The 11802-nt window shown below is 74.2% G+C and carries 10 protein-coding genes; 3 read left to right on the plus strand and 7 right to left on the minus strand.

All coding sequences use genetic code 11. The features are described 5' to 3' along the window. Positions 1 to 232: 232 nt before the first annotated feature. Entirely contained in the window at positions 233 to 1240 is a 1008-nt protein-coding gene (gene sbnB / locus ACZ5WK_RS28945; protein ID WP_465551592.1) for a 2,3-diaminopropionate biosynthesis protein SbnB, read from the minus strand. Positions 1241 to 1422: 182 nt separating this feature from the next. Here sbnB and ACZ5WK_RS28950 point away from each other — a divergent pair, with 182 nt between their 5' ends. Then, entirely contained in the window at positions 1423 to 2682 is a 1260-nt protein-coding gene (locus tag ACZ5WK_RS28950; RefSeq protein ID WP_465551594.1) for an MFS transporter, read from the plus strand. A 99-nt stretch (positions 2683 to 2781) separates the two neighbouring features. Then, positions 2782 to 3075 carry a phosphopantetheine-binding protein gene (locus ACZ5WK_RS28955; RefSeq protein ID WP_465551596.1) on the plus strand — a complete coding sequence of 98 codons (294 nt, stop codon included), beginning with the start codon at positions 2782 to 2784 and terminating at the stop codon, positions 3073 to 3075. 67 nt (positions 3076 to 3142) lie between these two features. Here ACZ5WK_RS28955 and ACZ5WK_RS28960 read toward each other — a convergent pair whose 3' ends face one another. From ACZ5WK_RS28960 to ACZ5WK_RS28985, 6 genes are all read right to left on the minus strand, one after another. Further along, positions 3143 to 4018 (minus strand): acyl-CoA dehydrogenase family protein, encoded by an 876-nt coding sequence (locus ACZ5WK_RS28960; RefSeq protein WP_465551598.1) that lies wholly within the window; start codon positions 4016 to 4018, stop codon positions 3143 to 3145. Beyond that, a complete protein-coding gene (locus tag ACZ5WK_RS28965) occupies positions 4015 to 5127 on the minus strand; it encodes an acyl-CoA dehydrogenase family protein (RefSeq protein WP_465551600.1) in 1113 nt (370 codons plus the stop codon). Before ACZ5WK_RS28965 ends, ACZ5WK_RS28960 begins: the two co-directional genes overlap by 4 nt. Further along, positions 5117 to 5500: a phosphopantetheine-binding protein gene (locus ACZ5WK_RS28970; protein WP_465551601.1), complete on the minus strand. Its 384-nt coding sequence runs from the start codon at positions 5498 to 5500 to the stop codon at positions 5117 to 5119. Before ACZ5WK_RS28970 ends, ACZ5WK_RS28965 begins: the two co-directional genes overlap by 11 nt. 85 nt (positions 5501 to 5585) lie before the next feature. Next, positions 5586 to 7115: an amino acid adenylation domain-containing protein gene (locus ACZ5WK_RS28975; protein ID WP_465551603.1), complete on the minus strand. Its 1530-nt coding sequence runs from the start codon at positions 7113 to 7115 to the stop codon at positions 5586 to 5588. Between the two features lie 4 nt (positions 7116 to 7119). Beyond that, positions 7120 to 7854, minus strand: a complete 735-nt coding sequence (locus ACZ5WK_RS28980) for a hypothetical protein (RefSeq protein WP_465551605.1) — start codon at positions 7852 to 7854, stop codon at positions 7120 to 7122. Then, positions 7851 to 8096: an MbtH family protein gene (locus tag ACZ5WK_RS28985; protein WP_465551607.1), complete on the minus strand. Its 246-nt coding sequence runs from the start codon at positions 8094 to 8096 to the stop codon at positions 7851 to 7853. Before ACZ5WK_RS28985 ends, ACZ5WK_RS28980 begins: the two co-directional genes overlap by 4 nt. Before the next feature lie 257 nt (positions 8097 to 8353). Here ACZ5WK_RS28985 and ACZ5WK_RS28990 point away from each other — a divergent pair, with 257 nt between their 5' ends. Continuing rightward, positions 8354 to 11698 carry a condensation domain-containing protein gene (locus ACZ5WK_RS28990; RefSeq protein ID WP_465551609.1) on the plus strand — a complete coding sequence of 1115 codons (3345 nt, stop codon included), beginning with the start codon at positions 8354 to 8356 and terminating at the stop codon, positions 11696 to 11698. Positions 11699 to 11802: the final 104 nt, after the last annotated feature.

Consider the following 11802-nt stretch of genomic DNA (forward strand, 5'->3'; position numbering starts at 1 on the left):
GCACGCGGGAGGCGGACCGGGTCCCAGGGGGAAGGGGGGGGGGGGCGGGGGAAAGCTTGCACACCAGAGGGAGGGGGCAAAAAAGCTCGTGGGCCCTGCCCTGGAGGAGACGACGGCCCGGGCCCTGCGGCATTTCCGTGTCCGCTCGGTGACCGTTGGTCAGCCGGTGTCCGGGCGGAGAGTCCGGCCACGTGACGCCGCCGCCGTCTCCCCGGGGCGGGCCGGACGGGAGCTAACCGACGTGGAAGCCGGGAATCCAGGTGCCGATGCCGGCCTTCGCCGCGACGGCCTGGACGTGGGCCGCCACGGCGATGTCGAGAATGCCGAGTCCGAACTGCGAGTACACCACCACGCCGTCCGCGCTCCGGCGGGCCGGCTGCCGGCCGCGCACCACGTCGCCGAGCGTGGTGCGGATGAAGTCCCGCCGGCCGTGGCGCTGTTCCAGCAGGTGCAGCGAGGTGTTGACCCGGAGGACGTGGTCGGGGTCGTCCACCACGTTGTCGTGCCGCTCGATCTCGTCGGGGGCGATGTCGCGCACCGACATGTGCAGGACGGTCGCGCCGCGGGGGCACCGGGCCAGGCTCTCGATGTGCGGCGCGGGCGTGTTGGTGGCGATCGACACCAGCGGAGCGGCGCTCAGCACCGCGTCGGCCGAGCCGACCGCCTCGACCGCGGCGTCGGGCGCGAACTCCCTTACGCGGGCGGCGAAGGCGTGGGCCCGCTCCGCCACGATGTCGAACACCAGCAGGCGCCACCCCTCGCCGTACACGGCACGGAGGTAGCGCACGATCGAGAGGTTGATCGGCCCGCAGCCGATGGCGCCGACGGTGGTCAGCCGTTCCTCGCCGTGCAGGGTGGACGCCGCGAGGGCCGCACTGGCGCCGGTGCGCGCGAGGTTGATCGCCGAGGCCTCCATGAGGGCCGTGACGCGGCCGTCGGCAAGGGAGTTGAGTGCGATGACGGAGGAGGCGCGGTCCTTGCCTGCCTCGGCGTTGCCGGGGAACGACGAACTCCACTTCATCCCGGCCCGCTCCTCGTCGGTGCGCAGGTAGGCGGGCATCCCGACGATGCGGTCCCGGGGCCGGGTGGCGACGGTGAGGAAGCTGGAGAGCGGTACGGCCGTCGCACCGTCCGCGTGCGCCTCGTAGGCGGACCGCACCGCGGCCAGCACCTCGGCCTGCCCGCCGGCCAGGCAGGAGCCGACCTGCTCGCGGGTCAGGACCAGTACCCCGTCATTCATTTCCGCTCTCCCCATCCGGTTCTCCAGGTGAATGCCGTCATCGAACGCCGGCGCGTGCCAGTAGTTCACATGGGGAGCCCGACTCGGCGGATCTGCCGCATTTCTGCCCGGGAAATTGCCGCTGTGACGGGCGCGATATCTCCTCCCCCGGTGCAGGTCCACGTTGCTAGGATCCCTCATCCATGGCTGCTTTTCTCAAGGGTGACTACGCCAGGCTCTGGCTGGCATCCGGAATGTCCTCACTGGGAGACGGCGTCACGGTCGCCGCCGGCCCGCTGCTGATGGCGACCATCAGCAGGAATCCCGCGGTGGTCGCCGGCGCCGTGTTCGCCCAACAGCTGCCGTGGTTGCTCTTCTCGCTCTTCAGCGGCGTGTTCGTCGACCGCGTGGACCGGCGGCTCGTCGTGGGCGCGGTCAGTGTGCTGCGCGCCGTGGTGATGACCGTGCTCGCCATGCTGGTGTGGCGCGGGTGGGCGAGCATACCCGCCGTCTACGCGGCGGTCTTCCTGCTGGGCGTGGGCGCCACGCTCGCGGACAACGCCGGTCAGGCGCTGCTGCCCAGCGTGGTCTCCTCGGAGGAGCTGCCGAAGGCCAACGCCTGGCTGTCCGGCATCCGCATGGTGTGCAACCAGTTCGCCGGCCCGCCGCTCGGCGGCTGGATGTTCGTCTTCGCGGCGGCCCTGCCGTTCGGGACGGACGCCGCCTGCTTCGTGCTCGCCGCCGTCCTCGTCCTCTCGCTCCGCCCCCGCCCCGGCCACAGTCCGGGTGACGCCGCGGCGCCGGCCCCGGACGCCACGCCCGCGGCGCGCGGCACGGTGTGGCAGGAGATCGCCGAGGGCCTCCGCTGGCTGTGGCAGCACAAGGCCATGCGCATGCTCGCGGTGACGATGGGCCTGATGAACCTCACCTACGGCGGCATCTTCGCGGTGTACGTGCTGTGGGCGCGCGAGCGGCTCGGACTGACCGGAGCCGGCTACGGCCTGCTGCTCGCGGTGTCCGCCGTGGGCGGGGTGATCGGCACCGTGTCCGTCTCGCGCCTGGAGGCCAGGTTCGGATCGGCCGCCCTGCTCCGCGCGGGGCTGCTCATCGAGACCCTCTCCCACCTCGTCCTCGCCGTGACCCGCGCGCCGTGGATCGCGGCGGTCACGCTCGTGTTCTTCGGCGCCCACGCCACGATCTGGGGCGTCGTCGGGGTGACGCTGCGCCAGCGGGTGACCCCGAGCGAGATGCTCGGCCGGATCAACAGCGTCTACATGCTGTTCAGCATGGGCGGCGCCGCGATCGGCTCGCTGCTCGGCGGCGTCATCGCGCGGTCGTTCGGCATCACCGCGCCGTTCTGGGTCGGCTTCGTGGCGATGACCGTGATGACGGCGCTGGTCTGGCGGCTGATGACGCCGGCCAAGCTCGCCGCCGGGCGCGAGCCCGTCGCCACCGCGGTCTGACCCGCGGCGCCGTCCCTCACCCCGGCCACCGCCCCGCTGCGGAGGCCGCCCTCGTCCCTCCGCAGACCGGGACTCCCGGAGTCAGGAAAGTGAACCGACATGACCACTGAGCACACCCCCACCGGCGTGGAAGAGACGCTGCGCGAGCTGTTCGCCCAGGTGCTCGAACTCGACGTACGGCAGATCTCCCTCGACGACGACTTCTTCAGCCTCGGCGGCCACTCGCAGCTCGCCATCCGCCTGGCGGCCCTGGCGCGCAAGCGGCTCGGTGTGAAGGTCGCCGTCGCGGACGTGTTCTCCGCCCCGACGGTCGCCGGACTCGCGCTCTGCGCCGCCCAGGCCGCCCCCGTCACCCCACTGACCCGCCGTACGGCCGAAGGCACCGCCGCGTGAGAGCGCGCCGCACGTCAAAGGCCCGGGCCATCGGCCCGGGCCCTTTCTCGTGGACGGCGGCGGCCGCTCAGACGGTGAGCGGCAGCCGCGCTCCGGCCTCCTGCCACAGGGCGCGCGGCGAGCCGGTCAGCGCCGGCAGCGAGCAGGCGGTGCGGAACAGCCGGACGATCCCGGGGTCGCTGGTACCGGCCGCCCCGAAGGCCTGCACGACGGTGTGGGCGCTGTCCAGCGCCGCCGACACGCAGGCCGCCGCCGCGGACGGGGCCAGGTGACCGGCGGGCACGCCCTCGTCCTCGCCGTGCGCCGCCCGCCACAGCCCGATCCGGGCGATGGTCAGGTCGACGGCGCAGCGCGCGATGCGGTGGGCGGTGCCCTGGTGCTCCAGCAGGCGGCGGCCCGCGACCACGCGTTCGCCGGCCCGCTCCTGGGCGGCCTCCAGGCAGCGCCGGGCCACCCCGCACGCGTACGCGGCGAGGGCGAGCAGGTCGCGGTCGCGCGCCGCTTTCGCCGCGGAGGCGTCGAGGACCGGCTGCGGCAGGCCCGCGAGCGCCTCCGGCCGGGGCTCGGACAGCCGCCACCGGCCGTCGGGGGCGTGCTCCACCAGGGCGTCGGCGGCGGCCGGGGCGGTGCGGTGCTCGCCGACCCAGGCCCGGTAGGCCTCGGCGGCGGCCGGCGCGTGGCCGCCCTCCGCGTACACGTCGAGGTAGCTGCGGACCGAGCGCACCAGGGTGTGCGGTCGGCAGCCCGCGCCCAGCTCCTCCAGCACGAGGAGCCATTCGAGTTGCCCGAACAGCGGCCGGGCACCGGGTGCCGGGGCGAGCAGTTCGGAGAGGCCGACCGCGTCGAGGACGTCCCAGCCCGAGGCGTCGGGCGCGGCCGCCGCCTCCTGCTTGCCGACGGCGTCGGTCAGCCGGTGCTGGGTCGCATCCAGCTGGAGGTTCATCGGACCGTCCTGCCGATCATGAATTCTCCTGCGATCAGGTCGAGCTGGAGTTCCTGCGCGCCGCCGGAGATGGTCAGCTCCGGAGCCTCGGCCACCGCGGCGCGCAGCAGGGTTCGGTGGGGTGCGGCCTCGTCCGGGCCCGGCGCGGAGAACAGTTCCTCGGCGGCCCAGCGGGTGACGGCCTGGGCGGCCAGGCCGCTCGCGAGTTTCGCGTACGCAGTGACGGTCTCGTCCGTCTCCAGGCCCTCGGCGGTTCCGGCGGCGTGGTAGGCGAGCGCCCGGGCGTTCTCGACGAGGAACTGACGGCGTGCGAAGTCCGCTGCCAGGACCCGTCGTTCGGCCTCCGGCCGGGCGGTCAGCTCGGTGCGGGCGGCGGCCAGCCAGGACTGGGCGCGGGTGAGGTAGTCGAAGCCACCGCGCTCGAAGCCGATCACGGTGGGCAGCAGGGCCCAGCCCTTGTGCAGCTCGCCGACGAGCGCATCGCGGTCGACCCGCACGTCCCGCAGCGTGATCGTGTAGTACGGCTCGCCGGAGGCACGGGCGACCGGCTCGATCCGCACCCCGGCGTCGCGCAGGTCGACCAGGAAGAGGGAGATCCCGTCGTACCGGCTGTCGCCCTGCCGGGTGCGCACCGAACAGAGTGCGATCTGCGACAACTCGGTGAGCAGGCTCCAGGTCTTCTCGCCGGTGATCCGCCAGCCGTCGCCGTCGGGCACGGCGCCGGTGGTGACGCGGGTCAGGTCGCTGCCGGCTCCCCGCTCGGAGAGCAGCAGGCTGGCCAGCAGCCGGCCGGAGGTGATCGGGGGCAGCCAGCGGCGGCGCTGTTCCTCGGTGCCGAAGGTCAGCAGCGGGCAGCCCACCCCCTGGACGGTGATCAGGTGGGCGACGTCCGGCAGGCCGCGCAGGCCGATGCGTTCCGACACCGCCGAGTGGGCGGCCAGGCTCAGACCCCGGCCGCCGTACTCCTCGGGGTAGTGCACGGCCAGCAGCCGTGCGGCGCCGAGCGCTTCGAAGGACTCCCGGACGCCGGCGTCCGGCCGGAGGCCGTCGAGCACCTCGTCGACCTCGGTGACCAGGGCCGCCTGGACCGGATCGAAGTCACGACGCACTGGCGGCGCTCCCGTCGGTGGCGCGGGCGGCGCTCAGGGCGGCGGCGAGGGGCACGGCGGGTGCCGCGGCGGCGGCCGTGGCGGCGGCACGCAGCTGCTCGACCTCGGCCGCGAAGTCGCGCAGCACCGGATTGGCGAAGAGCAGCGAGACCCGCAGCTTGAGCCCGGTGCGGCGGGCCAGCTGGCCGACCAGGTGCATCGCCAGGATGCTGTCACCGCCGGCCGAGAAGAAGTCCTCGTCGGCACGGACGTCGGTCCGCTCCAGCAGTTCGTGCGCGAGCGCGAGCACGAGCGCGGACAGGTCGCCGCCCGTGGCGCCGGCCCGTGTGCCGTCCGACCGGACGGGGTTCTGTTCGTCGGCATGGCCGTTCATGGGTGCCGGACCTCCGCTTCCTCTGTTCGTTGCCTCGTGGCGGGCGCCGGTGCGGCGCCCCGGGTTGGTCGGGTCGCTCCGCGGGTCACGCGGGCAGGGCGGACCCCACGCCGAGGGCGTCCGCCTGCAGCCCGTGCCGGTCGACCTTGCCGCTCACCGCGACCGGCAGGCCGTCGACCCGGCGCCAGACCGTGGGCACCATGTACGCGGGCAGCCGGCCGGCGGCGAACGCGGACAGCGCCCGGGCGCCCGGCTCCGAGCCGGGGGCGAGCACGGTCACGGCGACCAGCCGGACGCCGGTGATGCCCGTGTGCGGCACCACGGCCACGTCCAGGACCTCGGGGTGCTCCAGCAGCCGCGCCTCGACCTCGCTGAGCTCGACCCGGAAGCCCCGGACCTTCACCTGGTGGTCCGAGCGGCCGTGGTAGACGATCTCGCCGGCCTCGTCGAGGTGCCCGAGGTCGCCGGTGCGGTACATCCGCTCGCCGGGGAAGCCCGGGTCGGGGTGGGCGACGAAGCGCTCCGCCGTCTGTCGCGCCCGGGCCAGGTAGCCGCGTGCGAGGTGCGGGCCGGAGAGCCAGATCTCGCCGACCTCGCCGGGCGCGGCGGGCTTCAGCGCATCGGTCAGCACCTCCGCGCGGATGCCCGGGACGCCGGTGCCGATCGGTACGTGCGGCCCGGTGTCGGTGTCGGTGCAGCGGTGGGTGGTGGCCCAGACGGTGGACTCGGTCGGGCCGTACTCGTTGTGCAGCTCCGCCCCCGGGACCGCGGCCAGGTGCTCCCGGGCCAGCGGGTACGGCAGGGCCTCGCCGCCGAGGATGACGCAGCGCAGCCCTTCCGCGGCCTCCGGGTGGAAGCGCAGCAGCGCCGCGTACTGCGAGGGGAGTCCGTCCAGATGGCTGACCTCGTGGGTCCCGAGCAGGTCCGCGAGGAGCTGCGGGTCGCGGATCTCCTCCTCCCCGGGGAGCAGCACCCGGCCGCCGGCGGCGAGCGTGAAGTAGAGGCCCGCGACGGCGGCGTCGATGGTGAGCGGCGCGAGGACGGCGTAGACGGACGGCTCGGGGTAGCTGCCGAACCGGGCCAGGGTCGAGCCCACCACCGACCGGTGGGAGATCACCACGCCCTTCGGGAGGCCGGTCGATCCTGAGGTGAAGATCGCGTACGCCGCCTGGTCGGGGTGGACGACGGGCAGCTCGCCGTCGTCGCCCTCGTCGCCGTCGTCCGCCGGGGCGTCCACGGGCCGGAACTCGGCGCCGGCCGCCGCGGCGACCTCGGCGTCCACGCCGGTCACCAGCCGCAGCCGCGCCTCGGAGGCGATCAGGCGGATCCGGTCCTCGGGCAGGTCGGTGGCGATCGGGATGTAGGCGGCGCCGGAGAAGAGCGTGCCCACCACGGCAACCACGGCCTCGACCGAACGGTCGACGGCCACTCCGACGAAGGTGTCGGGCTCGGCGCCCGCCCGCACGAGGGAGCGGGCGAGCCGGCGGGCGCGGGCGACGAGCTGCGCGTACGTGATCGACTCGCCGCCGGCGACGACCGCGACCGCGTCGGGGGCCCGCTCGGCGCGCGCCTCGATCAGCTCGTGCAGCGTGCCGGTTCCGGTGACTTGCTCCATCAGCTCAACTGTTCCCTTGTGCGGCTACGGCGGTCGGCGCGTACCGGTGGATGGCGGCGGTGAGCCGGGCCCGGACCTCCGGGGAGTCGAGCAGCCCGGCGGGGACGTCGACGCGGTGGAGTTCGACGGCGGCCGGGTCGGCGACCAGGAGGTCCAGCCGCGGATCCGGGCGGGCTGTCACACCGACGACCGGCGCAGCGGGTGCCACCGGCTCGGCGGCCCTGCTCGCCTGGAGGAAGCGCAGCCAGGCGCGGTAGCGGTCGAGCAGGTCGTCGACCATCTCGTACGCCTCCTCGTCGCCGCCGTGCACCTCCGCCATGGCGTCCCGCCCGGCCGACAGCGCCCTCTCCCACCGGGCCACGTCCGGCCCGGCGGCAGGCTCCGCCGCGGTGTCCGGGTCGATGCCGGTCGCCGCGCACAGCCTGCGGAAGTCCTGGAGCATGTCCTCGACGGTCACCGGATACGGGTCCACCAGCAGCGCCGGCGTGCCGGTGAGCGCCGAGACGTGCAACGCGAGGGCGGCCGTGCCGCAGTAGGCGAGCACCAGGGCGGGCCGGTCCGGAAGCCGGGCGGCGACGAGGGCGGCCTGCTCGGAGAGGGTCAGCGGCCGGTCGACGTGGTGCACCAGCGGGTCGACGCGGACCAGCCCGGCCACCCCCTCGCGGGCGAGGAAACCGAAGTCGGCCGTGTCGCCGGCACCGCGGAACTCCAGCGCGAGGACCGTCTGCGCGCCGGTCACGACGGGCTACCGCCCGGGGCGGTCGCCCGTGCGGTGCCCTCGACGGCGGCGACCAGGGACGCCGGGCGCATGTCCGTCCAGTGCCGGTCGACGTAGTCGAGGCAGTTCTGCCGGCTGTCCCCGCCGTGCACGCTCTCCCAGCCCCCCGGGACGTCCAGGGCCGCGGGCCACAGCGAGTGCTGCCGCTCACCGTTCACCAGGACGAGGAACTCGCCGTCCGCATCATCGAATAGAGCGCTCACTGACCCACCTCGGGATTGCCGTTCTGCCGAAAACCGCCGCGTACGACGAATCACGACCGTAGGAGATCGGGAAGCCCTGGATCGGCAGCGCCGGAGGCGGCCGGGCGGCAGATTCCCCCGGCGGTTCCGCGGGCCGGCCCAGGTGCCTGGGTTCTGCCGGTCGGGGTGCCGGTGCGGGCGGGGCCCGGCGTCTAGCGTTCGGATGTTGACCATTGCGGCGCGCGGTGGCGGCCTTCGATGCTCCTGGAGGAGATTTCGTGATCCCTGTGTCGTTCGGCCAGCACCGGCTGTGGCTGCTCGACCGGTTCGAGCGGACCGGCTGGACGTACAACATCGTCGTCCAGGCCGCGATCTCGGGCCCGCTCGACGTCGCCGCGCTGGACGCGGCCGTCGGGGACGTGCTGGCCCGGCACGAGGTGCTGCGCACGAGCTTCCCCGACGTGGACGGCACGCCCGTCCAGCAGATCGCCGCGCCCCCGGCCGGCGGCGTGCTGCACCTCGTCGACGCGGCGCGGGACGACCTGCCGGACCTGCTCGAAGCCGGCGGCCGGCACCTGTTCGACCTCACCCGCCAGGCCCCCGTACACGCCCGGCTGCTGCGCACCGCGCCGGAGGAGTTCGTCCTCCAACTGGTCTTCCACCACATCGTGGTGGACGGCTGGTCGGTGCGGCCGCTGATGCGCGACCTCGCCCACGCCTACTCCGCGCGACTCGCCGGCACCCCGCCCACCTCCCCGCCGCTGCCGGTCCAGTTCGCGGACTTCGCCGCCTGGCAACGCGAGGTCCTCGGGTCGGTCGACGACCCCACGTCACTGCTGGCCGAGCAACTCGGCTTCTGGCGCACCGCCCTCGCCGGAATGCCGGACGAGATCGCCCTGCCCACCGACCGGCACCGCCCGGCCGTCGCCACCCACCGGGGCGGGGGCGCCGCACTCTCCACCGGCGGTGAACTCCACGCCCGGCTGCGGGAGATCGCCCAGGAGAGCGGTGCAAGCCTCTTCATGGTCCTGCACGCCGCCCTCGCCGCCCTCCTACACCGCCTCGGCGGCGGCGACGACATCCCGATCGGCACCGGCACCGCCGGCCGCTCCGACGAAGCCCTCACCGACCTCGTCGGCTTCTTCGTCAACACCGTCGCGCTGCGCACCGATCTCTCCGGCGACCCGACCTGGCTCCAACTCATCGACCGTGTACGGGACTTCGACCTGAGCGCCTTCGACCACCAGGACGCGCCGTTCGAAGCGGTGGTCCACGCCGCCGCTCCACAGCGCCACCCCGGCCGGCACCCGCTCTTCCAGACCATGCTGGAACTCCAGAACCACGACACCGCCGTACCCGACTTCCCCGGTCTGGACGTCCGCATGCAGACCGCCGAATCCGTCGAACGCCATTCCGCCAAGTTCGACCTCTACCTCGACCTGGCGGAGACCTTCGACCGCGACGGCGCCCCCACCGGAATCCGCGGCCACCTCAACTACGCCACCGACCTGTTCGACCACGACTCCGCCGCACTCCTCGCCCGACGCTTCACCCTCGTCCTCGACGCCCTCGCCACCACGCCCGACGCACCCGTCTCCCACGCCGGCATCCTGGTGCCCGGCGAGGCCGACCTCCTCGGCCGCACCCCCGCGACACCGCCCGACGCCCCCACCGTCGACACCGGCGAGCTCGCCGCCCTGCTCGCCACCGACCCCTCCCTCACCCGGCTCCACCTCACCGGGGACCTCCCCGCCCCCGAAACCCTCGCCGCCCTCCACCGGCACCACCCCCACCTGCGCCCCACCGCGGCCACCCCCCTCGCCGTCCTCGACCGCGCCGGCCGGCCCGTCCCCCTCGGCGTCACCGGCACCCTCCCCACCGGCCAGCGCGCCCGCCGCCGGCCCGACGGCCACCTCGAACTCCCGCCGCCCCCGGCCGCCGCCGACCGGGACGCCCCCGGTGGCGAGGCCGCCGCCGGCACCGCGGGCACCACCGAGGCCGGCCGGCCCCGCACCCCCGCCCAGGAGATCCTCTGCGGCATCTTCGCCGACCTCCTCGGCCGCGACAGCGTCAACCTCCACGACAACTTCTTCGACCTCGGCGGTCAGTCTCTCCTCGCCGTCCGCGTCGCCAGCCGCGTCCGCACCGTCTTCGACACCGAACTCGACCTCGCCACCGTCTTCCGGGCCTCCACCGTCGCCAAGCTCGACGCCCACATCCGGCAGTCCGCCGCCCGCCCCCGCATCACCCCCCGCCGGATCGACCCCCGCCCCTCCCCGCTACCGCTCTCGCCCGCCCAGCTCCGCCTGTGGATGACCGACCAGATCCAGGGGCCCAGCGCCTCCTACAACGTCCCCATCGCGCTGCGCCTGCGCGGCGACCTCGACGCCACCGCGCTCCACCACGCGCTCAACGACCTGATCACCCGCCACGAGGCCCTCCGCACCGAGTTCCACGAGACCGACGGGGAGCCCCACCAGCACGTCCTCTCACCCACCGAGGCACACCTCCGCCTCCACCGGGCCGGCTACACCACCGAGGCCGACCTCGCCGGCCTCGTCGCCGCGCAGTTCTCCCACGTCTTCGACCTCGCCCGGGGGCCGCTGGTCCGCGCCCACCTCTTCACCCGCACCCCCGGCGAGCACGTGCTCCTGCTCCTCATGCACCACACCGTCTGCGACGGCTGGTCGACCGGCCCCCTGCTCACCGACCTGACGACCGCCTACACGGCGCGGCTGCGGAACGCCGGACCGCAGTGGCCCGAACCCGCCCTGCAGTACCCGGACTACACCCTCTGGCAGCACGAGCTGCTCGGCGACGAGGCGGACGAGCAGTCCGAGACGTACCGTCAGCTCGCCTTCTGGCGGGCGACGCTGGCCGGCCTGCCCGCGGAGGCGACGCTCGTGCGCGACCGTCCGAGGTCCGCGACGGCCGACCCGTCCAGCGACACCGTCGCGGTCTCGATCGCTCCGGAGCTGCACGCCGCGCTGCTGCGGCTCTCCCGGGAGAGCGGCACGACCCTGTTCATGGCCCTGCACGCGAGCTTCGCGGTGCTGCTGGCCCGGCTCGGCGCCGGCAACGACATCCCGATCGGCACCTCGGTGGCCGGACGGACCCACGCCGAGTTCGACGAGCTGGTCGGCTTCCTCATCAACACGGTGGTCCTGCGGGCCGACCTCTCGGTGGACGTCGCCTTCCGTGAGTTCCTCGCGCGGGTGGGCGCCGCGGACCTCGCCGCGCTCGCCCACCAGGACGTGCCGTTCGACAAGGTGGTGCAGGCGGTCAACCCGCCCCGTGCCACCGGCCGCAACCCCCTGTTCCAGGTGGGCTTCACCATGGAGCACCACACCTCGCTCGCCTTCGAACCGGAGGGGCTGGCCGTCGAGGCCTTCCCGATGCGCGGCGTCTCCGCCAAGCTCGATCTCGATCTCACCCTGACGGAGACCCTCGACGAGGAGGGCTCCCCCGCCGGCGTCCTCGGCACCGTGGAGTACCCGACGGCGCTCTACGACCGGGCGACCGTCACGCGGGCGGTCGGCGAGTTCGGCCGTCTGCTGGAGGCGGTGGTCGCGACCCCCGACATCCGGCTCTCCGCGCTCGGCGTGATCTGCAAGGAAGCTTGAGCCCCGCAGACGCCGCGGGGGGGGGGGGGGGGGGGACAGGGGGGGGGGGGGGGGGGGCGGCGCCGGCGATAGCGCGCGCTAAGGGTGGGGAGGTAGGCAGAACC

This window comes from Kitasatospora sp. NPDC032757 (assembly GCF_055579305.1).

What these genes read in the sequence shown, in the direction of transcription:
- ACZ5WK_RS28955 (WP_465551596.1), top strand. Translation starts at nt 2,782, where the DNA reads ATGACCACTGAGCACACCCCCACCGGCGTGGAAGAGACGCTGCGCGAG.
- ACZ5WK_RS28950 (WP_465551594.1), top strand. Translation starts at nt 1,423, where the DNA reads ATGGCTGCTTTTCTCAAGGGTGACTACGCCAGGCTCTGGCTGGCATCC.
- ACZ5WK_RS28960 (WP_465551598.1), bottom strand. Translation starts at nt 4,018, where the DNA reads ATGAACCTCCAGCTGGATGCGACCCAGCACCGGCTGACCGACGCCGTC.
- ACZ5WK_RS28975 (WP_465551603.1), bottom strand. Translation starts at nt 7,115, where the DNA reads ATGGAGCAAGTCACCGGAACCGGCACGCTGCACGAGCTGATCGAGGCG.
- ACZ5WK_RS28970 (WP_465551601.1), bottom strand. Translation starts at nt 5,500, where the DNA reads ATGAACGGCCATGCCGACGAACAGAACCCCGTCCGGTCGGACGGCACA.
- sbnB (WP_465551592.1), bottom strand. Translation starts at nt 1,240, where the DNA reads ATGAATGACGGGGTACTGGTCCTGACCCGCGAGCAGGTCGGCTCCTGC.